Origin of the sequence: Kitasatospora cystarginea, assembly GCF_039533515.1 — a bacterium.
GTDB lineage: Bacteria > Actinomycetota > Actinomycetes > Streptomycetales > Streptomycetaceae > Kitasatospora > Kitasatospora cystarginea.
Window position 1 is genome coordinate 100,856 of record NZ_BAAATR010000023.1, and the last position, 22,887, is coordinate 123,742.

The window sequence follows — 22,887 nt, forward strand, 5'->3', positions numbered from 1 at the left end:
GCACACCGGGAGCGGGATGCTGACCGGCGGCGCGCACCACGACCTGGCCGTCGTCCTGTTCGCGGTCATCGTCCTGGTCACCCTCGGCATCACGCTCTGGGCCGGGCGTCGTGGTCAGGCCGCCGAGGACTTCTACACCGGCGGGCGCGGCTTCACCTCGCTGCAGAACGGCTTCGCCCTCTCCGGGGACTACCTCTCAGCCGCCTCCTTCCTCGGCGTCACCGGCCTGATCGCGCTGTACGGCTACGACGGCGTGCTCTACAGCATCGGCTTCCTGGTCGCCTGGCTGGTGGTGCTGATGCTGGTCGCCGAACTGGTTCGAAACGCCGGGCGGTACACCCTGGCCGACGTGCTGGCCCTGCGGATGCGCCAACGCCCGGTGCGGGCCGCCGCGGGCACGGCCGGCGTGGTCGTCACCCTCCTCTACCTGATCGCGCAGATGGTGGGCGCGGGCAGTCTGGTCGCCCTGTTGCTCGGTACCGACAGCGGCCTCGCCAAGACGCTGACCATCATCGGGGTCGGCGCACTGATGATCATTTATGTCACGGTCGGCGGGATGCGGGCCACCACCTGGATCCAGATCGTCAAGGCCGGGCTGCTGCTGACCGGCGCGGCGCTGCTCACCGTGCTGGTGCTGGTCCGCTTCCACGGTGACCCGTCGGCGCTGATGCGGGCCGCCGCCCGGAACAGCGGCGTCGGCCGGGCCTACCTGGAGCCGGGGCTCAAGTACGGCGCCAGCGCCGTCAGCCGGCTGGACCTCTTCAGCCTCGGCCTCGCCCTGGTGCTGGGCACGGCCGGTCTGCCGCACATCCTGTCCCGCTTCTACACGGTGCCCACGGCCCGGGCGGCCCGTCGCTCCACGATGTGGGCGATCGGCCTGATCGGCGGCTTCTATCTGATGGCCATCGTGCTCGGCCTCGGCGCCACCGCGGTGATCGGCGCGAAGACCGTACGGGCCGCCAACCCCGCCGGGAACACCGCGGTCCCGCTGCTCGCGCTGGATCTGGGCGGCGGTATGGGCAGTACCGGTGGCGTGGTGCTGTTCGCGCTGATCTCGGCGGTGGCCTTCGCCACCATCCTGGCCGTGGTCGCCGGGCTGACCCTGGCCTCCTCCGCGGCCTTCGCCCACGACCTCTACGCGAGGGCCTGGCGGCGCCCCGGCGGCCGGGAGGTGACGGAGCGCCAGGAGGTGATGGCGGCCCGGGTGGCGGCGGTGGCCATCGGGGCGACGGCGATCGTGCTCAGCCTCTTCGCCCAGCAGTTGAACGTGGCCTTCCTGGTCGGACTCGCCTTCGCGGCGGCCGCCTCGGCCAATCTGCCGACGCTGCTCTACACCCTGTTCTGGCGCCGCTTCACCACCCGCGGTGTGGTCTGGTCGGTGTACGGGGGGCTGGTCCCCGCCGTCCTGCTGGTGGTGTTCTCGCCGGTGGTGTCCGGGACACCGGCGGCGCTCTTCCCCGGGGTGGACTTCCACTGGTTCCCGTTGGAGAACCCCGGTCTGGTCTCCATTCCGATGGGTTTCCTGGCGGGCTGGATCGGTACCGTCACCTCTTCCGAGGTCGCGGACGCCGACCGGTACGCCGAGCTGGAGGTCCGGTCGCTGACGGGCGCCGGCGCGGCTTAGGGCCTGTCCGGTCGCCGGGGGTGTGGGGAGCCGAGCCGCGGCTCCCCACACCCCCGAGGCATCAGCGGGTACAGGTGGTGATCTGCTCCTCGGCGCTCACCGCCGGGCCACCGGTCGCACAGACCATCGTTCGGTACTCGGTGACCACCGAGGGCGTGGACAGCTGTATCGTCCCGCTGCGGATCATGGTGGTGGAGACGACGGTCTCCCAGGGACTGCCCCAGGCGCGCTGGATCTTCACCTCCACCCGGAGCATGGTCAGCTGGTCGTCGGCGGCGTAGACCCTGGCCGAGCCGACGATTCCGGAGCCGCTGCCGCTCGCCTGCTGCCAGGCGCAGGGGCGGTTCAGGGCAGCGAGGCATGCGGGGGTCACGGCCTCCGGGGTAGCCGGGGCGGCGAGCGAGGGTCCTGCCGCGGCTGCCAGGATCGCCGCCGTGCCGACCACCAGACCTGCGATACGCGAGATCATGGCACTGTTCTCCTTTGAATCAGAGCCGGATGTGCTTGCTCTGCCGACTATTTCATCCGCGTAACGCGCTAGTCACTATGGGTAACGTCACGTTTCGTGATCGGTCATAGTGAGAAGAGTTACCAGTTTCGGAAATTCCTGTCAGGTTCGCGTAGAGCGCGGGTGTTGAAACGATCGGCTTTGAACGGTCGACGGCGTGTACCGGCGGGCGGCGGAGGGGGTGACGGGTCAGTCGCGGGACGACAGCAGGTAGCGGTGCTCGGGGCACCCGGTGTCGCCGTAACGCGGACTCAACCGGCTGTCGCGCTCCAGCTGTTTGAGGTGGCGCTGGGCGGCGGAGCGGCCCAGCCCGGAGCGGTCGGCGACCTCCTGGGCGGAGAGCGGACGGCCGGCCCGTCTGAGGACGCCGAGCACCAGGTCGGTGGTGGGCGCCGAGTGACTTCGACCGTGCCGCCGGTGAGCGCGTCGAGTGCGTTGTCGACCAGGTTGCCCAGCACGTTAGTGCGCCGAGGCGATCAAGGCCCCCCTGTCGATGTTCACCGCTGACGGGGTGATGCCGCCCGACGGGCCGAAGGCCGTCCTCGCCGTGCTCGGCGCCTTCCACTCGGACGTCAAGGGCAAGGAGGGGTCGATCGACCCGAGCAGGACCTACAGCACCGAGTTCGTCAGTAGGGCCGGCTGAGCCAGTGGTCGGCCGGCGGCCCGTCCCCCGCCCATGGCGGATGACGGGCCGTCACCGCTGCGGCGGTATCTCCCGCAGTGAGACCACGTCCATCCGGGACGGGGTGCCCGGGGCCTTCCCGCAGCTCTCCGGGCGGGCCGGCTCGCTCGCCCGCTCCGCGACCTCGGCCAGCCAGCGGCGACCGTCGCTGTGCCGCACCTCGATCGCGTCTCCCGCCCGGCCGACCGCGAGGGCGTCGGCCGAGGTCTCACCGGTCAGCAGCCGTACCGCGTGCTCCGCCGCCTGGCCGGGGCGGTCCCAGTACGAGCGGCCCCGCGACCACTCGGGAAGCATGTGCCCCGCGGCCGTCGCCGCGAGCACCTCCTTGGCCGCCGTTCCGGTCAGCCGCCCATAGGCGTAGCCGTACGGCAGGACCAGCATGGTGGGGGAGAAGCGGTGACCGCCCAGGTGGGTGATCTCCCAGACCTCGCTGTGCCCGGCCGCCGCGAGCTCGGCCGCCAGCGGACGGCCCAGCAGCGCGCAGCAGCGGTCCCGGCGGCCGTTGGTGCACACCAGCGCGATCGGGCCGCCCACGTGGGCCTCGCCGAAGCCGCCGTGCTCGCCGGCGCCGAGGGCCGCGAAGTCCAGTTCCAGCAGCTCCGCCGGATCCTCCACGGCGGCCCGGCGCACCCAGGCGCGGCCGGGGGCGGTGTGCGCCACGATCGCCTCGTGCCGGACGGCGGGCAGGCAGTCCGCGTGCCGTCCGGGGTGGCGGATCAGCGCGATCCGGACACCCGTACCCGCGCAGGCCGCGTCCAGGGCCCGGCCGACCTCGGCGTCCAGATGGCTCTCGGTGAGTGCCTTGGCGCCCCACGGCCCGGACTGCTCGATCAGCAGCCAGGTGGCGGCGGTCGCGGCGGTGGCGGCCAGCGGCTCGGTCAGTTCGCGCGACAGCGTCGTACAGGTGATCACCCGGGCAACCCTACCCGCGGGTGGTGTGGGCCACGAGGGTGACGGAGAAGCGGGAGCGGTGCCGGCGAGTGTTTCGGACAGTCGTCCGATCCCGGCGTCGCAACGCTATGCTGACCGGCATTACCAAAACTTGACTGTTCCTTGGGGGAGTCTTGGGCTCATACTTCTCGGTCGAGATCGGCGATCTCGACAGACTGCTCGCGGATCTGCACCGGAGTCAGGACGAGTTGCGGACCGCGCTCAACGCGATGCGGGACACCGGCCCGAAGGCCACCGGCAGCAAGACCCTCGACCATGCCTGCGGCGAGTTCCACGACGGCTGGGACGACGCGATCAAGAAGATCGCCGACGCCACCCGGCAGGTCGAGGAGGGCCTCACCATCACCAAGCGGGGCTACGCGGAGACCGAGCAGGTACTGCGCGGCGCCTTCAGTGGAGGCGCGGCATGAGCGAGACCGCGCAGTTCCCCGCCCTCGGCTTCGACCCGGCGCCCGGCAGTCCGGCGAGCGTCGACGCCCTGGTCGGCAGGCTGACCACCGCGGCGGGCGCCCTGGAGAGCGCCCAGCAGTCCCTCTCCTCGCTCAACAGGGCCGGCGGCTCCTGGCAGGGCGACGCCGCCCAGGCCTTCGCCGGAAAGGTCACCGAACTTCCCGGGCTGCTCAGGGACAGCGACGACGCGGTGCGGACCGCGGCTCGGCAACTCCAGTCCTGGCGCGACCAGCTCACCTCCTACCAGGACACCGCCCGGCGCTACGAGGCCGAGGCGCAGGCGGCCAAGCAGCGCCGCGAACAGTGCGAGAAGACCGAGCAGCAGGCCCGGATCCGCTACGACAGCGCGGCCGACTCCCCGGCCTTCGCGTTGGCCGGCCGGTACTTCGCCGACGAGGCCCAGCTCCGCGACGCCCAGGCCGGGATCGACAGCGCCCAGCGGGAGTTGAACCAGGCGGGCAGTGAACTCGACGACGCCAGAAGGGCGTTGGGGGACGCCCAGGACGCCTTCGAGGCGATAGTCAAGCATGCCGGGGAACTCAGGGAGGACCACCAGGACTCTGCCGCCAAGGTGGCCAAGGCACTGCGCACGGCCAACCAGAGCGCCCCCGAGACCAGCCTCTGGGACAAGGTCAAGGACTCCCTCGAGCGGGCCGGGCACGCCATCAAGGAGTGGGCCACCAAGCACGCCGACCTGCTGAAGAGGATCGGCGACTGGCTCTCGATCGCCTCCACCGTGCTCGGCGTCGCCGCACTCGTCACGGCCTGGTGCCCGCCGCTCGCGGGTGCCCTCGTCCTGGCGGGTGGCGTGCTCTCGGCCGGTGCACTGGCCACCCACGGCCTGGCCAAGCTGGGCGGCGCCGACGTCGGCGCGATGGACCTGATCGGCGACGGGCTGGGCATCCTGCCCGCCGGCAAGTTCTTCGGTACCGCCCTCAAGGGCGGTACCAAGGTCACCGCCAAGCTGGTGCCCAAGGTGGTCAACGGCGCGCGCTCCTCCACCGGGATGGTCCGCGAGGTCGGCAAGAGCCAGCTCGTCCGGCACATCGGCGACGCCACCCGCGGCAGCGCCGTCCGGACCACCCAGGCCGCGGAGCGGGGCGCCGACCTGGTCACCGAGTTCAAGGCGCTGCCCGGCCTCGGCAACCGGATGAAGCTCGCCTGGGAGACCCACGTCGGGGTCACCGCGGGCGAGACCCTGGTCGAGGGCTTCAAGACCAGCAAGCTGGCCCAACTCCCGGTGCTGCGCGACATACCGTCGCTCAAGGCGGCGATCCGCGCCGACGGATCGCTCGACCCGATGTCCTGGTGGTCGCGCGGCCCGCTCGTCGTCCCGCAGCTGCCGGGCATCGTCACCGACGTCCGCGACGCCGTGAAGGGGGAGTAGATGTACGGCCACGCCGCTGTGCCCCTGCCGCCCTCGGCCGGGCCGAGGTCCAGGCTGGGCCTGCTCCTCTGGCTCCCGGTCCAGGTCGTCTGGGTGCCGGTCGACACCCTGCTCCGGCTGCTGGTGATGCCCTTCCTGGAACTGAGCTCGTTCCTCACCGACGGCGAACGGCCCGACGCCGAGTCGCTCAGATTCGCCCTCCGCCCGCTGACCCGCTGGGTCGGACCGGTACGCCTGGTCCGGGAGTGGGGCACGGACCCGGCCCGCCGGGACGCGCACATGAACCGGCTCTGCTCCGCGGCGCTACGGGCGTACGGGCCGAACGGCCTGCGCCGGTGGTCCACCTGGCGGTACGGCGTGCTGGGGGACGCCGTGGTGATCTCGCCGAAGGACTACCGGGGCCTGACCGCCGAGCGGATCCACGCGATCGCGGCCTCCCGCGGCCTGCGAGCCCGGTCCGCCGGACCGTCGGGGGTCAGCCTGACCCCCACCGGATGGGTTTCGAAGTAGGAGGCAGGCCATGACCGACACCAGAGGCGAGACGGGACCCGGGCCGCAGCGCGGCTTCGACTTCGACGTCCCGGTGCACTTCCACGACCTGGGCATGCACCTCACCGACGAGCAGCGCTGGGCGCATCTCTCCGAGGTGGCCGCCGAGATCTGGTCCGGCGGCACCGGGTACCAGCGGAAGACCGTCCAGCGGCTGTACGCCGACCTGGCCGGTGCCGCTGCCGCCGACGGCGCGAGCTACGCCGGGATCTGCATGTTCGCCACCGAGGACGACCGGGTCAGCAGTGCGTCGCTGATCGTGCGCAGCGAGACCATCGAACCCGCGGACGTGGAGACCGTCGCCTCCGTGCTGCACGAGACGCTCTCGCTCAACCCCGACTGCGACGTCTACCGCACCGAGGTCGAGGCGGGACCCGCGATCGTGCGGTTCACCGGTATCCAGTGGACACCGCCCCCGGCCGCCGAGGGCGCACCACGGCCCGCCGCGATACCCATGGCGCAGATCGACGTCCACCTGCCGCTGCCCGAGGTCTCCTCGCTGCTGGTGATGTCGCTGACCACGCCCTCGCTCCCGGACCTGCCGCACTACGTCGCCCTGCTCTGTGAACTCGCCGAGAGCGTCCGACTCCTGGACGACGAGCCGGACCGGCAGCCCACCGGGAGCGAAGCCAGGATCCAGGCCGCCTTCGGATGAGACGCAGGGAGGCGGAAGCTCGGTGAAGGCGGCCGCGCGAGACATCGGTGATGATCTCGCGCGGCCCCGGCACTGCTCCGACTACCTGGCCGGGCCGGCCACCGCGACGATCGGCTTCGACACCGGCGTACCCGAACCGTCGCGGCGCGGGTCGCGCTCCGGCAGGTCCACCGGAGCCCCGCCGGCCGCCGAGGCCAGCGCCGGAGCCGGACCCGCCCAGGCGAAGGCCAGCGCACTCTCGCCACGAAGGAAGCGCTGGCAGCGCACCCCGCCCGTCGCCCGGCCCTTGCGCGGGTACTGCTCGAACGGCGTCACCTTCCAGCTGGACTGCACCTCGCCCGCCAGCGTCCCCGGGGAGCCCGCGACCGAGACCACCACCGCGTCCGCGGCCGGGTCCACCGCCGTGAACGAGATGACCCGCGCCCCGTCCGAGAGCTTGATGCCGGCCATGCCGCCCGCCGGGCGGCCCTGCGGACGCACCTGGCCCGCCGGGTAGCGCAGCAACTGCGCGTCCGAGGCGATGAAGACCAAGTCCTCCTCGCCGGTGCGCAGCTCCACCGCGCCGACCAGCTCGTCACCCTCCCTGAGGGCGATCACCTCGAACTCGTCCTTGTTCGCGGGCCATTCGGGCACCACCCGCTTCACCACGCCCTGCACCGTGCCCAGCGCGAGCCCCGGCGAGGACTCGTCCAGCGTGGTCAGCGCCAGCGCCCGCTCGCCCTCGTCGAGCCGCAGGAACTCGCCCACCGCGGCGCCGCCGGACAGCGACAGCGAGGGCGCCGGCGGCAGCGCCGGCAGGTCGATCACCGGCAGCCGCAGCACCCGGCCGAGTGACGTCACCACACCCACGTCGCCCCGCGCCGTGGCCGGCACCGCTGAGACGATCACGTCGTGCTTCGAGCGCTTCCCCACGGGCTCCGCCAAGTCCAGCGGCTCACTGTCCATCGTCCGCGCCAGCAGGCCGGTGGCGGACAGCAGCACCCGGCACGGGTCGTCCGCCACCTCCAGCGGCACCGACAGCGCCGCACTCGGCACCGCCCCCGCCTCCAGCAGCACCGTGCGCCGCTCGGTGCCGAACTGCTTGGCCACCGCACCCAGTTCGCCCGACACCACGCCGCGCAGCTTGGTGTCCGACTCCAGGATCTCGGTCAGCTCGGCGATCTCGGTGTTCAGCTTGCGCTGCTCGTCCTCCAGCTCCACCCGGTCGAACCGGGTCAGTCGGCGCAGCGGAGTGTCCAGGATGTACGAAGTCTGAGTCTCCGACAGCGAGAAACGCTCGATCAGCCGCTCCTTCGCCTGCGCCGCGTTGTCGCTGTTGCGGATGATCGCGATGACCTCGTCGATGTCGACCAGCGCCACCAGCAGGCCCTCGACCAGGTGCAGCCGCTCCTGCCGCTTGCCGCGCCGGAACTCGCTGCGCCGGCGGACCACCTCGAAGCGGTGGTCGACGTAGACCTCGAGCAGCTCCTTCAGACCGAGCGTCAGCGGCTGGCCGTCGACCAGGGCGACGTTGTTGATGCCGAAGGTCTCCTCCATCGGCGTCAACTTGTAGAGCTGCTCCAGCAGCGCCTCCGGGACGAAACCGTTCTTCACCTCGATCACCAGGCGGAGACCGTGCTCACGGTCCGTCAGGTCCTTGACATCCGCGATGCCCTGGAGCTTCTTCGAGCCCACCAGGTCCTTGATCTTGGCGATCACCTTCTCCGGGCCCACCGTGTACGGCAGTTCGGTGACCACGATCCCCTTGCGGCGCGCGGTGACGTTCTCGATCGAGGCCGTCGCGCGGATCTTGAAGGTGCCGCGGCCCGAGGCGTACGCGTCCCGGATGCCCGAGAGCCCCACGATCCGCCCGCCCGTCGGCAGGTCCGGACCCGGGATGAAACGCATCAGCGTCTCCAGGTCCGCGTTCGGGTGCTTGATCAGGTGCCGGGCGGCGGCCACCACCTCGGAGAGGTTGTGCGGCGGCATGTTGGTCGCCATGCCCACCGCGATCCCCGAGGCGCCGTTCACCAGCAGGTTCGGGAAGGCCGCGGGCAGCACCAGCGGCTCCTGCTCGCTGCCGTCGTAGTTCGGCCCGAAGTCGACGGTGTCCTCGTGGATCGACTCCACCATCGCCATCGACGCCGCCGTCAGCCGCGACTCGGTGTACCGCATCGCGGCCGGCGGGTCGTCGTTGCCCAGCGAACCGAAGTTCCCGTGGCCGTCGATCAGCGGCAGCCGCATCGAGAACGGCTGCGCCATGCGCACCACGGAGTCGTAGATCGACGCGTCACCGTGCGGGTGCAGCCGGCCCATCACCTCGCCGACCACACGGGCGCACTTCACATGCGCCCGGTCGGGACGCAGGCCCATCTCGTTGGCCTGGTACAGGATTCGGCGGTGCACCGGCTTCATGCCGTCGCGGGCGTCCGGCAGGGCACGCGAGTAGATGACCGAGTAGGCGTACTCCAGGAAGGAACCCTGCATCTCGTCGACCACATCGACGTCGAGGATCCGCTCCTCGAAATCTCCGGGCGGCGGGGTGGGCGAACTACGGCGGGCCATCGCGGCGGGGCTCCCTTGTGTCTGGTTGTCGGCTGCTCGGTCGGCTGCGTGGATCCTGTGATAACTGACTCAAACCGTACGAGGGCACGGCGCCCCCCATTGTGGACCCTCCCGCTGACAGCAACTGTCAAGGGCTACCCGCAGCCCTTCCCCCGGCCGCACTTCCGCCCCTGGCGAACGCCCCGAGAACACGGACACATCCCCGCCCTTCGCGCGTTGGACCACAATGGGGACACGGTACGTACCCCCCGACCAGCAGTCGAAGACGGGAAGGACCCCAACGCATGGCCAACCCGGCCCCCGCCGCATCCCAAGGCCTCGCCATCACCGAACACCGCCTGGCCAACGGCCTGCGCGTCGTGCTCTCCGAGGACCACCTCACCCCCGTCACCGCCGTCTGTCTCTGGTACGACGTGGGCTCCCGCCACGAGGTCAAGGGCCGCACCGGCCTCGCCCACCTCTTCGAGCACCTGATGTTCCAGGGCTCCGCCAACGTCTCCAACAACGGCCACTTTGAACTGGTCCAGGGCGCCGGCGGCTCCCTCAACGGCACCACCAGCTTCGAGCGCACCAACTACTTCGAGACCATGCCAGCCCACCAGCTGGAGCTCGCCCTCTGGCTGGAGGCCGACCGCATGGGCTCCCTGCTCGCCGCGCTCGACGAGACCTCCATGGAGAACCAGCGCGACGTCGTCAAGAACGAGCGCCGCCAGCGCTATGACAACGTCCCGTACGGCACCGCCTTCGAGAAGCTCACCGCGCTCTCCTACCCGGACGGTCACCCGTACCACCACACCCCCATCGGCTCGATGGCCGACCTGGACGCCGCCACCCTCGAGGACGCGCGCGAGTTCTTCCGCACCTACTACGCGCCCAACAACGCCGTCCTCGCCATCGTCGGCGACCTCGACCCCGAGCAGACCATCGCCTGGGTCGAGAAGTACTTCGGCACCATCCCGGCCCACAGCGGCAAGCAGCCCCCGCGTGACGGCAGCCTCCCCGAGACCATCGGCCGCGAGATCCGCGAGACCGTCGAGGAGGACGTGCCCTCCCGCGCGCTGATGGCCTCCTACCGGCTCCCGCACGACGGCACCCGTGAGGCCGACGCCGCCGATCTCGCCCTCACCATCCTGGGCTCCGGCGAGTCCAGCCGGCTCTACAACCGCCTGGTGCGCCGTGACCGCACGGCCGTTGCCGCCGGGTTCGGCATGCTCCGCCTCGCCGGTGCACCCTCGCTCGGCTGGCTCGACGTCAAGACCTCGGGCGACGCCACCATCCAGCAGATCGAGACCGCCGTCGACGAGGAGCTCACCCGCTTCGCCGCCGAGGGCCCCACCGCCGAGGAACTCGAGCGCGCCCAGGCCCAGATCGAGCGCGAATGGCTCGACCGGCTCACCACCGTCGCCGGCCGCGCCGACGAACTCTGCCGCTACGCCGTCCTGTTCGGCGACCCCAAGCTGCTGAACGCCGCGCTCGCCAAGGTCCTCGACGTCACCGCCGAGGAGGTCAGGGCCGTCGCCGCCGCCCGGCTGCGGCCCGACAACCGGGCCGTCCTGGTCTACGAGCCGACCACCACCGCCGACAACGACCAGAACGAGGAGGCGGCGGAATGACCGACCACACCCCGACCATGACCTTCCACCCCCAGCCCACCCCCGGCACCCCGACCCCGTGGGCCTTCCCGGCACCCGAGCGCGCCGCCCTCGGCAACGGGCTCACCGTGCTGCACTGCCACCGCCCGGGCCAGCAGTTGGTCGCCGTCGAAGTCCTCCTCGACGCCCCGCTCGCCGTCGAACCGGCCGGCCTCGACGGCATCGCGGGCATCCTCGCCCGCGCCTTCAGCGAGGGCACCGACACGCTCGACGCCGAGCAGTTCGCCGGCGAGCTCGAACGCGCCGGCGCCACCCTCGACGCCCACGCCGACCACCCCGGCATCCGGGTCTCCCTGGAGGTCCCCGCCTCCCGGCTGGAGCGCGGCCTCACCCTGCTCGCCGACGCGCTGCGCGCCCCTGCCCTCCCCGAGGACGAGATCGACCGCCTGGTCGCCAACCGCCTCGACGAGATCGTCCACGAGCTGGCCAACCCCGCCCGCCGGGCCGCAAAGGCCTTCTACGCCACGCTCTTCGACGAGACCGACCGGCTCTCCCGCCCGCGCAGCGGCACCGCCGAGACCGTCAAGAACGTCACCCGGGCCGCCGTCCACGCCTTCTACCAGGCCCACATCCGGCCCGCCACCAGCACCGTGGTGGTCGTCGGCGACCTCTCCGGCACCGACCTGCTGCCGCTGCTCGAGAGCACCCTCGGCGCCTGGACGGGCAGCACCGCCGAGCGCAGCGTGCACGCCCCGGTCACCGCCGACGACACCGGCCGCGTCGTGATCGTCGACCGGCCCGGCTCGGTGCAGACCCAGCTGCTCATCGGCCGCATCGGACCCGACCGCCACGACTCCCGCTGGGCCGCCCAGATCCTCGGCACCTACTGCCTGGGGGGCACCCTGACCTCTCGCCTCGACAAGGTCCTGCGCGAGGAGAAGGGCTACACCTACGGCGTCCGCGCCTTCGCCCAGCCGCTGCGCTCCGCCGCCGACGGCAGCGGCCGTGCCCTGCTCGCCATCAGCGGCTCGGTGGACACCGCGTCCACCGCCCCCGCGCTGGCGGACACCTGGACCATCCTGCGCACCCTGGCCGCCGAGGGTCTCACCGACAGCGAGCGCGACGAGGCCGTCCAGTACCTGGTCGGGGTCGCCCCGCTCAAGTACGAGACCGCGGCCTCCGTCGCCGTGACCCTCGCCGACCAGGTCGAGCAGGGCCTGCCCGACGACCACCAGGCCGAGATCTACCGGCAGCTCGCGGCCCTCCCGACCGCCGCCGCCACCGAGGCCGTCGTCGCCGCCTTCCCGCCCGACCGCCTGGTCGCCGTCCTGGTCGGCGACGCCGCCGCCATCGCCGACCAGGTCAGGGAACTCGGCATCGGCGAGGTCACCGTCCTCACCTCCTGACCGCTGCCCGCCGGTGGGCCCGATGGAGCATCAGCTCCGCCGGGCCCACTCGCGTTTATCCGCTTGCGCCCTCCCCGGCCGGCGTGGATAGATATCCACCGCAGCACGGAACACCCGGCACGGCAGGAGAGGAGGCGATCACCATGCGGGTCGAGCCCACCATGTACCGGCGCTCCCCACGATCGCGCTATCTCCGCCGCCGCCCTGCCTGAGCGCCGACGCTCTCTTCGGACTTCCCCGAGCCACGCCGGAAGCTTCGCGTGGCACCACACCACACCCAGGCTCGAACCAACCGACCTTTGGAGGTCGTGCAACCATGTCGTACACCGAGGTACCCGGCATCCGTGTCCCGATCCGGATGTGGACCGACCCGGCCACCGTCGAGGGCCAGGCCCTGCAGCAGCTGCGCAACATCAGCTCCCTGCCCTGGCTGCACGGCCTCGCCGTGATGCCCGACGTCCACCTCGGGAAGGGCGCCACCGTCGGCTCCGTCATCGCCATGAAGGGCGCGGTCTGCCCGGCGGCGGTCGGAGTGGACATCGGCTGCGGAATGAGCGCCGTCAAGACCTCGCTGACCACCGAGGACCTGCCGGACGACCTGTCGCGGCTGCGCTCCAGGATCGAGCAGATGATCCCGGTGGGCCGGGGCATGCACTCCGACCCGGTCGACCCGCGCAAGCTGCACGGTCTGGCGACCGCCGGGTGGGACGACTTCTGGCAGCGCTTCGACGGCATCGCGTCCGAGGTGCGGTGGAAGCGGGAGCGGGCCGCGCAGCAGATGGGAACGCTCGGCTCGGGCAACCATTTCATCGAGTTCTGCCTGGACGAGACCGGGACCGTCTGGCTGATGCTGCACTCCGGATCGCGCAACATCGGCAAGGAGCTGGCGGAGCACCACATGGGTGTCGCCCGTTCGCTTCCGCACAACCAGGGCCTGGTCGACCGCGACCTCGCGGTCTTCATCGCGGACACTCCGCAGATGCGGGCCTACCGCGAGGACCTGTTCTGGGCGCAGGAGTACGCCAAGAACAACCGGGCGATCATGATGGCGCTCTTCCAGGACGTCGTCCGCCGCGAGTTCCCGAAGGCGAAGGTCGCCTTCGACGAGGTGATCAGCTGCCACCACAACTACGTGGCGGAGGAGCGCTACGACGGAGCCGACCTGCTGGTGACCCGCAAGGGCGCGATCAGGGCGGGCTCCGGTGATCTGGGGATCATCCCGGGCTCGATGGGCACCGGTTCGTACATCGTCCGCGGTCTCGGCAACGAGGCGGCCTTCAACTCGGCGTCGCACGGCGCGGGCCGGAAGATGAGCCGCACCGCCGCGAAGAAGCGCTTCACCACACAGGACCTCGTGGAGCAGACCAAGGGCGTGGAGTGCCGCAAGGACGCCGGGGTCGTCGACGAGATCCCCGGCGCCTACAAGCCGATCGAGCGGGTGATGGCTCAGCAGAAGGACCTGGTCGAGGTGGTCGCACACCTCAAGCAGGTGGTCTGCGTCAAGGGCTGAACCGTGGGGCCGGGGTGCGCCGGGGCGCACCCCGGCCCCACTCGTGCGGGCCCCCGGTGCCGCTCACCCCGCCGCCAGGCGGAAGCTGACGGTGCCGAAGGTGACCAGATCACCGGGGCGGACCCGGACGGCGCCGATGATGCGCAGGCCGTTGACGTGGGTGCCGTTGGTGGAGCCCAGGTCGTGGAGGGTCCAACCACCGTCGTGGTGGCGGAGTTCGGCGTGCTGACGGGAGACCGAGCTGTCGGTGAGGCGGAGGTCGGAGCCGGGGATGCGGCCTATCCGGACGGGCTGGTCGCCGGGGGCGGGGAGGCAGAGACCGGGGGCCTGCTCGGTCCGCCAGGCGCCGCGGAGGCGGGCGCGGAAGGCGGAGAGCCCGCCGACGGCGCGCAGCAGCAGACCGGGCAGCCTGCCGCCCTGGGGCAGGTCGCTGAGGACGGCGTCGAGTTCGGCCCGACTGCGGGCGTTCAGGACGAGTTCGAGCCGGCCCAGGAAGGTGTCGTGGGACAGCCGGCCGCTGCCGACGCCATCACGCAGGACGGAGACCGCATGGTCCCGCTCGGCCTCGGTCGGCCGGGGGACCTGGGTGCGGATCTCTGGAAGTGCCATGTGGAAATTGTCGGTTGTCGCGGTGTGAGGTGTCCAGAACTCGGCCGGGCGCCCGGTGCGGGTGGCGGGAGGGTGCGAGCCTCGCGGCTGACGGGCCGCCGGGCGACCAGCGGGGCCCTTCGCGATGAACGGCGGGCGGCGACCGTCGAGTCGCGTAGGCGCTGGACCCGGCCTGGAGCTCAGCCGGCGGGCCGGGAGGCGGTGCCCACGCCGGACGAACCGGGAATCGAGCAGGGGCCGCCCGGCGACGGCAGTGCGTACCGGGTCGGCGGGGCGCCTCGACGGTGGGTCCGTCCGACTCACCCGAGATGGGAGTGTCTCCACCGATGGGGAGGAATATCACCATTCCGGGCGGACCGGATTCCGGGCGGACCGGCAGAATGGCTGGGTGGACTACCAGCAGTTGTTGCACGACGTGATGGAGACGGCCCGCCGGGCTCCCGCGCGAGGTCGGCCGGCGGATTACATACCTGCGTTGGCGGAGGCGAACCCCGAGTCGTTCGGGATGGCCCTGGCCACCATGGACGGTGAGGTGTACGGGGCGGGGGACTGGGAGCAGCCGTTCTCGATCCAGAGCGTCTCCAAGCTGTTCACGCTGGCGCTGGCGCTGGCGGAGGGCGGCGACGACCTGTGGCACCGGGTGGGGCGGGAGCCGTCGGGCAACCCGTTCAACTCGCTGGTCCAGCTGGAGACCGAGGCCGGTATCCCGCGCAATCCGTTCATCAACGCGGGTGCGCTGGTGGTGACGGACCGCCTGCTGGAGCTGACCGGTGACGCGGCGGGTGCGGTGCGGGAGTTCCTGCGCGCGGAGTCGGGGAACGCGACCATCGGTACGGATGACACGGTGGCGGCCTCGGAGGCGCGCAGCGGCCACCGGAACGCGGCGCTGGCGCACTTCATCGCGAGTTACGGCAATCTGCGCAACCCGGTGGACAGCGTGCTGGCCCACTACTACGCGCACTGCGCGACCGCGGCGAGCTGCCGGGACCTGGCGCTGGCCGGACGCTTCCTGGCCCGGCACGGTCTGCGGGCGGACGGCTCGCGACTGCTGACGCGCAGTGAGGCGAAGCGGATCAATGCGGTGCTGCTGACCTGCGGGACGTACGACGCGGCAGGTGAGTTCGCGTACCGGGTCGGACTGCCCGGCAAGAGCGGGGTCGGCGGCGGAGTGCTGGCGGTGCTGCCGGGGCGGGGCGCGGTGTGCGTGTGGAGCCCTGGGCTGGATGCGGCGGGGAACTCGGTGCTGGGCGTGGCGGCGCTGGACGCGCTGACCACTGTGACGGGCTGGTCGGTGTTCTGACCTGCCGGAACGTTTCTGCCGACGGGACGGCCGGGTGGCGGGGCTGACCACCGGGGTCGGCCCCGCCGCGCAGGAACGTGGTGGACCCGAGAGAGCGTGCAGCCGCCGGGCTCCGGAAGGGTCCGGTGCCCGGCGGTGGCACGCCCGGGCGCCGGTGCCGCCCGGATCAGGCGGCGGGCAGCTCGTCGAGGCCCTCCTGGACCAGCTTGGCGAGACGGTCCAGGGCACCCTCGGCACCCTCGGCGTCGGAGGCGAGCACGACCGCGTCGCCGCCCTGGGCGCCGAGGCCCAGCAGGGCCAGCATGGAAGCGGCGTTCACCGGGTTCCCGCCTTCCTTGGCGATGGTGACCGGCACACCGACGGCGGTCGCCGCGCGGACGAAGACGGAGGCGGGACGGGCGTGCAGGCCCTCGACCCAACCGATGGTGACGCGGCGCTCAGCCATGAGACGTGCCTTTCAGGTGGTGCTGGGTGACCATGTTGTCTAGACCAGTGTTGCATGCGCGGGATGCTCCCGTGCCGGGTGTCCCGGACCTGAGACCGACCCGAGACCGACCCGCGCCGTCCGGGCCCGGCCGGCGACGGGCGGACCCGGTGAACGACTGCCCAGCGGCGGCTGCGCCACACCACACACCCGGTGCCGACCCGGGCCGTTCGGCCCCATCCGGCCGGGCCGGTACGGCCGGAGCCAAGCGGCCCGCCGCCGGATAACCTGACGAATGTGGACGACCCCCGGCCCTCGCAGCCGCCCAGCGCGCAACCCCCCGCCGACGCGGCCCGGCCCGGCGCCGAGCAGTCGAAGGCAGCCGCCCGGCCTGCCGAGGACCGGCAGGGCTACCCCCAGCACTGGGAGGCCGACGTCCTGCTGCGCGACGGCGGCACCGCCAGGATCCGGCCGATCACCCCGGCCGACGCCGACCGGCTGGTGGAGTTCTACGAGCAGGTCTCCGACCAGTCGAAGTACTTCCGGTTCTTCGCGCCCTACCCCCGCCTGTCCGACAAGGACGTCAGGCGGTTCACACACCACGACTACGTCAACCGGGTCGGTCTGGCCGCCGTGGTCAGGGACCGCTTCATCGCCACCGTCCGCTACGACCGGATCGACTCCGAGGGCCGTCCCTCCTCCGCGGGCACCGACGCCGAGGTGGCCTTCCTGGTGCAGGACGCGCACCACGGCCGGGGTGTGGCCTCCGCGCTGCTGGAGCACATCGCGGCGGTCGCCCAGGAGCGCGGCATCCGCCGGTTCACCGCCGAGGTGCTGCCGGAGAACCGCAAGATGGTGAAGGTCTTCACCGACGCCGGGTACGTCCAGCGGCGCAGCTTCGCCGACGGCGTGGTCCACCTGGAGTTCGACCTGGAGCCGACCGCAGCCTCGCTGGCGGTGATGCGGGCCCGCGAGCACCGCGCCGAGGCCAGGTCCGTGCAGCGGCTGCTCACCCCGCGCTCGGTGGCCGTCCTCGGGGTCTCCCGGAACCCGCAGTCGGTCGGCCGGGCGCTGCTGCGCAACCTCGCCGGCTTCCAGGGGCCGGTGTACGCGGTGAACCGCAGGGCCCCGCGCGGCACCGAGCTGGAGGGGGTGCCCACCCACTGCTCGCTGTCGGAGATCGAGGGCCCGGTCGATCTGGCGGTGATCGCGGTGCCCCAGGAGGCCGTGCCCGGGGCGGTCGCCGAGTGCGGCGCGCACGGTGTGCAGGGCCTGGTGGTGGTGACCGCCGGGTACGCCGAGACGGGCCCGGAGGGCCGCGACCGCCAGCGCGCGCTGGTCCGCCAGGCCCGGGCCGCCGGGATGCGGGTGATCGGCCCGAACGCCTTCGGCCTGCTCAACACCGACCCCGCTCACCCGCTCAACGCCTCGCTGGCCCCCATGCTGCCCGCGCGCGGTCCGTTCGGACTGTTCTGCCAGTCCGGGGCGATCGGGGTGGGGCTGCTGGAGGCCGCCCACCGCCGGGGCATGGGCATCTCCTCCTTCGCCTCGGTCGGCAATCGGGCGGACGTCTCGGGCAACGACTGGCTGCAGTACTGGGAGGAGGACCCGGCCACCGAGGTGGTGCTGCTCTACCTGGAGTCCTTCGGCAACCCGCGAAAGTTCACCCGGATCGCCCGCCGGCTGGCCCAGAGCAAGCCGGTGGTGGTGATCAAGGGAGCCCGGCACACCGGCAGCCTGCCGCCCGGGCACGCCGTCCAGCCTGCCGCCGGCGGACTGCGGGACGCCACGGTGGACGCGCTCTTCCAGCAGGCCGGGGTGCTCCGGGTGGGCACCATCACCGAACTGTTGGACACCGGCGAACTGCTCGCCGCCCAGCCTCTCCCGGCCGGCGACCGGGTGGCCGTGGTCGGCAACTCCGACTCGCTCGGCCTGGTCACCTATGACGCCTGCCTGAGTGCCGGGCTGCGCCCGCGCACCCCGGTTGACCTCACCACCGCCGCCACCGGGGAGAACTTCCGGATCGCGCTGGAGACCGCGCTGGCCGACCCGGACGTGGACGCGGTGGTCGCCGTCGCCATCCCGCCGATCGCCGCGCAGACCGCGATCAGCCCCGATTCGGGTGCCGACGAGCCGGAGTTCGCCGAGGGGATCACCGAAGCGGGCGCACGGGCGGCCGAGTTGGGCAAGCCGCTGCTGCTGGTACACCTGGCGCTGACCGAACTGCCGCGGCGGCTGCGGCTGGTGGGCATCCCGGCCTACCCGCGGCCGGAGCGGGCCGTGACGGCGCTCACCCAGGCCGTCCACTACACCCAGTGGCGCCGCCGCACCGCGGAGGCCGAGCAGACCGCCCGGGTACCCGAGTTCGACCGGATCGACGAGGCCGGGGCCCGCGTGCTGATCGCCGAGGCGCTGCGGACCGGTGCCACCGCCGAACCGTCCCGCGTCGCCGGCCGGGGCCCCGCGCGCCGCACCTCCGCTCCCACCCAGGCCGGCCCCGCGCGGATCACGCTCCCCGACGACCAGGCCGCCGCACTGCTCGCCCACTACGGCATCGACGTCGTGCCGACACTGCCCGCGCCCGACGAGGAGAGCGCCGCCCTGGCCGCCGCCGCCCTCGGCTACCCGGTCGCGCTCAAGGCCACCGCCGAGCACCTGCGCCACCGCCCCGACCTCGGCAGCGTCCGGCTCGACCTGACCGGCGAGCCGGGGCTGCGCCGCGCCTACCACGAACTGGACGCGCTGCTCGGTGGTGCCGAGACGGTCCGCCCGGTGGTGCAGCGGCTCGCCCCGCGCGGTGTGGACACCGTGATCGGCGCCACGGTGGACCCGGCGGTCGGCGCGATCCTCTCCTTCGGACTGGCCGGGGCCCCGGCCGAACTACTGGGCGACGTCGCCCACCGGTTGATCCCGGCCACCGACCAGGACGTCGCCTCGCTGATCCGCGAGGTCCGCGCCGCTCCGCTGCTGTTCGGCTGGCGCGGCGCGGTGCCGGTGGACACCGACGCGCTGGAGGAACTGCTGCTGCGGGTCTCCCGGCTGGTCGACGACCTTCCCGAAGTCGCCTCGGTGGATCTCGAACCCGTGGTCGTCGCCCCGCACGGCCTTGCGGTCCTGGAGGCGCGCGTGCGGATCGCCCCGCTCCCCGTCCGCACCGATCTGGGCCCGCGAGCCATGAGCACCCTGTAACCTTCCTTGGTTGCGCCCACCAGTTCTCCCACGGGCGCGGAAGGCCGATCGCTCGGCTCAGTGCCGACCGCCTCGTCGGCGGGACATGCCAGGATGGAGCTATGGCGAAGACCGGTACCACCACCACGCAGGACCTGCGCTCAGCGATCGAGCGCAGCGGTTACTACCCCGCCCTGGTGTCCGAGGCCGTCGAGGCCGCGGTGGGTCCCGAGCCGATCACCTCGTACCTGGTGCACCAGGAGACCACCTTCGACGCCAACGAGGTGCGCCGGCACGTGACGGTGCTGGTGCTCACCCCGTCCAGGTTCGTGGTCAGCCACACCGACGAACAGTCCGGCGACGCCACCAGCCCGGTGCCCTACGCCACCACCTCCACCGAGTGCGTCCGGATCGACCGGATCAACTCCGTGGTGCTCAGCCGCATGGTGGCCAACCCCGAGACGTACACGCCCGGCACGATGCCCCGCGAGGTGGTGCTGACCATCGGCTGGGGCGCCGTCCAGCGGCTCGACCTGGAGCCGGCCGGCTGCTCCGACCCCAACTGCGAGGCCGACCACGGCTACACCGGCTCGGCCACCGCCGACGACCTGTCGCTGCGGGTCAGCGAGGCCGGGGACGGCCCGGAGACGGTGGCCCAGGCCCTGATCTTCGCGCGCGCCCTGTCCGAGGCGACCATCGCCAACCGGGCCTGAGGCGCACGTCACCCATGTCGCACCTGGACTACGACTCCTTCGAGATCCTCGACCCCTCCGGCGCCCCCGTACCGGCGTACGGGCACGGTTCGCTGGCCGACCTGCTGCCCGCCGTGGCGGCCGGGCTCGGCGTACCCGGTTTCCGGAGCGGGCTGCCGCTGGTCCCGGCCGACCGGGTCTGCGTGTTCCTGGTCGACGGCATGGGCTGGGAGCTGATCGGGCGTCACCCCGAGTGGGCGCCGTTCCTCAACTCGCTGATGGCGGGCGGTCGGCCGATCACCGCCGGGTTCCCGTCCACCACCGCCACCTCGCTGGCCTCGGTCGGCACCGGCCTCACCCCCGGTGTGCACGGGCTGGCCGGCTACACCGTGGCGGTGCCCGGCGCCGGTCATCTGATGAACCAGCTCCGCTGGCAGCCGTACGTCGAGCCGGGCGACTGGCAGCCGTACCCGACCGTTTTCGAGCAGGCCGACGCGGCCGGGGTGGCGACCTGCCAGGTCTCCTCCCCGCTGTTCGCGCAGACCCCGCTCACCCGGGTCGCGCTCTCCGGCGGCACCTTCCTCGGCCGCACCACCGCCGAGGAGCGGATGGACGTCTCCGCCCGGTGGCTGGCCGAGCACGACCGGGCCCTCGTCTACACCTACGTCAGCGAACTCGACGCCGCGGGCCACCGCTACGGGGTCGACTCCGACGAGTGGCGCCTGACCCTGAACACCGTGGACCGCCTCGTCCAGCGGCTCGCCGAACAACTCCCGCCGCGCTCCGCGCTGTACGTCACGGCCGACCACGGCATGATCGACATCGTCCCGGAGAACCGGATCGACTTCGACGAGGACTGGGAGCTCAGCGCGGGCGTCGCCCTGCTCGGCGGCGAGGGCCGGGCCCGGCACGTCTACGCGGTGCCCGGCGCGGCCGACGACGTGCTCACGGTCTGGAGCGAGGTGCTCGGTGACCGGATGTGGGTGGCCGGCCGGGACGAGGCGATAGCCAATGGCTGGTTCGGCCCGGTGGTCGACGACCGGGTCTACCATCGGATCGGCGACGTGGTCGCCGCGGCCGGGGACGACATCGCGGTGATCGCCTCCCGCACCGAGCCCGGCGAGTCCTCGATGATCGGCTTGCACGGCTCGATGACCCCGGTGGAGCAGCTGGTGCCGCTGCTCGAAGTCCGCGCCTGAACCGCCCCCACCCGTAGTCTTCCGAAAGGCCTCCGCTCCACCCATGGCTGACCTGGTGTTCTTCTCCGGCACGATGGACTGCGGCAAGTCGACGCTCGCCCTCCAGCTCGACCACAACCACGCCGCCCGCGGCCGCAAGGGGATCATCTTCTCCCGCCATGACCGGGCCGGCGCCTCCACCATCTCCAGCCGCCTGGGCCTGCGTGCCGACGCCGTCGAGGTCACCGAGGACTTCGACTTCCACGCCTACGTGGTCCAGCTGCTCTCGGCGGGCGGCAAGGTCGACTATCTGATCTGCGACGAGGCCAACTTCTACGCCGCCGAGCAGGTCGACCAACTCGCCCGTGTGGTCGACGAGTTGGGCATCGACGTGTTCACCTTCGGGATCACCACCGACTTCCGCACCAAGCTCTTCCCCGGCTCCCAGCGCCTGATCGAGCTCGCCGACCGGGTGGAGATCCTCCAGGTCGAGGCACTCTGCTGGTGCGGCGCCCGGGCCACCCACAACGCCCGAACCGTCGGCGGCGTGATGGTGGTCGAGGGTGCACAGGTCGTGGTCGGCGACATCGCCGTCAGCGAGAGCGAGGTCGGCTACGAGGTGCTCTGCCGCCGCCACCACCGACGCCGCCTCACCGCCGCGGCCGCCCGCACCTCGGTCCTCTCCCCGGACGTCCTCCCCTTCGAGGAGCAGCGCGCCTGAAGTCAGGGGGCGCAGGCGGTTCCCCGGGTACGACGGGGAGCGGTGCCCCGGTGGCGGGCCGGTCGCACGGCCCGCCCGGGCCGCGTCCGGTCGGTCAGGGGAGTTGGACGACCGAGAAGCGCCCGCCCTGCGGGTCGGCCAGCCTGGCCACCCGCCCGGCCGGTCCGTCGTGCGGGGCCACCAGCACCGAACCGCCCAGTGCCACGGCCTGAGCTGCCGTCAACTCGACGTCGGTGACCGCGAAGTGCACCCGCCACCGCGGCGGACCGTCCCTGAGATCGGTGCTGTGCCGGATGTCCGCCATCGCTGCCACCGCCTGCTGCTGCGGCACGCTCGGCCCGAACACCAGGCGGTAGAACGCGGTGGCCGACTGCTCGTCAGCGGTGAGCAGTTCGCTCCAGGCGGGCGCGCCGGGCTCGTCCACCACCTCCCAGCCGAGGTGCTCCTCGCCCTGCCAGAGGCCGAACACCGCACCCCACACATCGGCGGCGATCGCCAGCCGTCCGGCCCGCTCGGCCTGCAACGGCCCGACCGCGACCGTGCCGCCGCACTCGCGGATCCGCTGCGAGACCAGGTCGGCGTCGTCCACCGCGAAGTACGTCGTCCATTCCACGGGGCGGCCGGGACCGGGAGGAGTGACACCGATTCCGGCGACCTTGGCACCGTGCAGGGTGGCCCGCGCGTAGGAGCCGAGATGGATCGGGCCCGGCGTGAACTCCCAGTCCAGCAGGGCTCCGTAGAAGGCCGTGGCCCCCTGGTGGTCGCTGGTCATCAGGCTCACCCAGCAGGGCGTTCCCTGGGCCAACCGCACCGTCACCGCAGTCATCGCGTACCTCCTCGCCGGGGGCGGTCGGCGGGGCCGCCGCGCGTCCCACGGTGATCGTTCCACCTTTTGCCCGCCGCAATCGGCTGACCGCGCGGCGTGAGTAGGCAAAGA

21 protein-coding genes are annotated in these 22,887 nt (G+C 72.2%); 14 read left to right on the plus strand and 7 right to left on the minus strand.

What is annotated here, in order from left to right; all coding sequences use genetic code 11:
* Positions 1–16: 16 nt before the first annotated feature.
* Entirely contained in the window at positions 17–1,624 is a 1,608-nt protein-coding gene (locus tag ABD369_RS24010; protein WP_344638620.1) for a solute symporter family protein, read from the plus strand.
* A 61-nt stretch (positions 1,625–1,685) separates the two neighbouring features.
* On the opposite strand, the gene ABD369_RS24015 is transcribed toward ABD369_RS24010, so the two are convergent.
* Positions 1,686–2,093: a hypothetical protein gene (locus ABD369_RS24015; RefSeq protein ID WP_344638585.1), complete on the minus strand. Its 408-nt coding sequence runs from the start codon at positions 2,091–2,093 to the stop codon at positions 1,686–1,688.
* Positions 2,094–2,321: 228 nt separating this feature from the next.
* Positions 2,322–2,507, minus strand: coding sequence for a helix-turn-helix domain-containing protein (locus ABD369_RS24020; protein ID WP_344638586.1), 186 nt, complete (start codon positions 2,505–2,507; stop codon positions 2,322–2,324).
* Between the two features lie 118 nt (positions 2,508–2,625).
* Between ABD369_RS24020 and ABD369_RS24025 the strand changes: the two genes are divergently transcribed.
* Positions 2,626–2,775 carry a hypothetical protein gene (locus tag ABD369_RS24025; protein WP_344638587.1) on the plus strand — a complete coding sequence of 50 codons (150 nt, stop codon included), beginning with the start codon at positions 2,626–2,628 and terminating at the stop codon, positions 2,773–2,775.
* A gap of 51 nt (positions 2,776–2,826) precedes the next feature.
* Here ABD369_RS24025 and ABD369_RS24030 read toward each other — a convergent pair whose 3' ends face one another.
* Positions 2,827–3,726, minus strand: coding sequence for a ferredoxin family protein (locus ABD369_RS24030; protein ID WP_344638588.1), 900 nt, complete (start codon positions 3,724–3,726; stop codon positions 2,827–2,829).
* Between the two features lie 152 nt (positions 3,727–3,878).
* Between ABD369_RS24030 and ABD369_RS24035 the strand changes: the two genes are divergently transcribed.
* From ABD369_RS24035 to ABD369_RS24050, 4 genes are read left to right on the plus strand one after another with little or no spacing between them, the layout of a single operon-like run.
* Positions 3,879–4,175 carry a hypothetical protein gene (locus tag ABD369_RS24035; RefSeq protein WP_344638589.1) on the plus strand — a complete coding sequence of 99 codons (297 nt, stop codon included), beginning with the start codon at positions 3,879–3,881 and terminating at the stop codon, positions 4,173–4,175.
* Positions 4,172–5,602: a putative T7SS-secreted protein gene (locus ABD369_RS24040; protein ID WP_344638590.1), complete on the plus strand. Its 1,431-nt coding sequence runs from the start codon at positions 4,172–4,174 to the stop codon at positions 5,600–5,602. Before ABD369_RS24035 ends, ABD369_RS24040 begins: the two co-directional genes overlap by 4 nt.
* Positions 5,603–6,112 (plus strand): hypothetical protein, encoded by a 510-nt coding sequence (locus tag ABD369_RS24045; protein ID WP_344638591.1) that lies wholly within the window; start codon positions 5,603–5,605, stop codon positions 6,110–6,112.
* Positions 6,113–6,122: 10 nt separating this feature from the next.
* Positions 6,123–6,806: a hypothetical protein gene (locus ABD369_RS24050; protein ID WP_344638592.1), complete on the plus strand. Its 684-nt coding sequence runs from the start codon at positions 6,123–6,125 to the stop codon at positions 6,804–6,806.
* A gap of 81 nt (positions 6,807–6,887) precedes the next feature.
* On the opposite strand, the gene ABD369_RS24055 is transcribed toward ABD369_RS24050, so the two are convergent.
* A complete protein-coding gene (locus ABD369_RS24055) occupies positions 6,888–9,350 on the minus strand; it encodes a DNA gyrase/topoisomerase IV subunit A (protein ID WP_344638593.1) in 2,463 nt (820 codons plus the stop codon).
* Between the two features lie 284 nt (positions 9,351–9,634).
* On the opposite strand from ABD369_RS24055, the gene ABD369_RS24060 reads away from it, so the two are divergent.
* From ABD369_RS24060 to ABD369_RS24070, 3 genes are all read left to right on the plus strand, one after another.
* Positions 9,635–10,963: a M16 family metallopeptidase gene (locus ABD369_RS24060; RefSeq protein WP_344638594.1), complete on the plus strand. Its 1,329-nt coding sequence runs from the start codon at positions 9,635–9,637 to the stop codon at positions 10,961–10,963.
* The gene (locus ABD369_RS24065; protein WP_344638595.1) at positions 10,960–12,348 is read left to right on the plus strand and encodes a M16 family metallopeptidase; all 1,389 of its coding nucleotides are present in this window, start codon (positions 10,960–10,962) and stop codon (positions 12,346–12,348) included. Before ABD369_RS24060 ends, ABD369_RS24065 begins: the two co-directional genes overlap by 4 nt.
* A 316-nt stretch (positions 12,349–12,664) precedes the next feature.
* Positions 12,665–13,858 (plus strand): RtcB family protein, encoded by a 1,194-nt coding sequence (locus tag ABD369_RS24070; RefSeq protein WP_344638596.1) that lies wholly within the window; start codon positions 12,665–12,667, stop codon positions 13,856–13,858.
* Between the two features lie 63 nt (positions 13,859–13,921).
* Here ABD369_RS24070 and ABD369_RS24075 read toward each other — a convergent pair whose 3' ends face one another.
* The gene (locus tag ABD369_RS24075; RefSeq protein WP_344638597.1) at positions 13,922–14,467 is read right to left on the minus strand and encodes an FHA domain-containing protein; all 546 of its coding nucleotides are present in this window, start codon (positions 14,465–14,467) and stop codon (positions 13,922–13,924) included.
* Between the two features lie 388 nt (positions 14,468–14,855).
* Here ABD369_RS24075 and ABD369_RS24080 point away from each other — a divergent pair, with 388 nt between their 5' ends.
* Complete coding sequence (locus ABD369_RS24080) at positions 14,856–15,767, plus strand: glutaminase (RefSeq protein ID WP_425557750.1); 912 nt, start codon at positions 14,856–14,858, stop codon at positions 15,765–15,767.
* A gap of 166 nt (positions 15,768–15,933) precedes the next feature.
* On the opposite strand, the gene ABD369_RS24085 is transcribed toward ABD369_RS24080, so the two are convergent.
* Complete coding sequence (locus tag ABD369_RS24085) at positions 15,934–16,212, minus strand: HPr family phosphocarrier protein (RefSeq protein ID WP_344638598.1); 279 nt, start codon at positions 16,210–16,212, stop codon at positions 15,934–15,936.
* Between the two features lie 417 nt (positions 16,213–16,629).
* On the opposite strand from ABD369_RS24085, the gene ABD369_RS24090 reads away from it, so the two are divergent.
* The 4 genes from ABD369_RS24090 (at position 16,630) to ABD369_RS24105 (ending at position 21,950) form a co-directional block, all read left to right on the plus strand.
* Entirely contained in the window at positions 16,630–19,380 is a 2,751-nt protein-coding gene (locus ABD369_RS24090) for a bifunctional acetate--CoA ligase family protein/GNAT family N-acetyltransferase (protein WP_344638622.1), read from the plus strand.
* A gap of 101 nt (positions 19,381–19,481) precedes the next feature.
* Positions 19,482–20,072: a DUF5998 family protein gene (locus tag ABD369_RS24095; RefSeq protein ID WP_344638599.1), complete on the plus strand. Its 591-nt coding sequence runs from the start codon at positions 19,482–19,484 to the stop codon at positions 20,070–20,072.
* 14 nt (positions 20,073–20,086) lie between these two features.
* Positions 20,087–21,250: an alkaline phosphatase family protein gene (locus ABD369_RS24100; RefSeq protein ID WP_344638600.1), complete on the plus strand. Its 1,164-nt coding sequence runs from the start codon at positions 20,087–20,089 to the stop codon at positions 21,248–21,250.
* Positions 21,251–21,293: 43 nt separating this feature from the next.
* Positions 21,294–21,950 carry a thymidine kinase gene (locus ABD369_RS24105; protein ID WP_344638601.1) on the plus strand — a complete coding sequence of 219 codons (657 nt, stop codon included), beginning with the start codon at positions 21,294–21,296 and terminating at the stop codon, positions 21,948–21,950.
* Positions 21,951–22,044: 94 nt separating this feature from the next.
* On the opposite strand, the gene ABD369_RS24110 is transcribed toward ABD369_RS24105, so the two are convergent.
* On the minus strand, positions 22,045–22,776 hold the full coding sequence (locus ABD369_RS24110) for a VOC family protein (protein WP_344638602.1): 732 nt from the start codon (positions 22,774–22,776) through the stop codon (positions 22,045–22,047).
* Between the last annotated feature and the right edge of the window lie 111 nt (positions 22,777–22,887).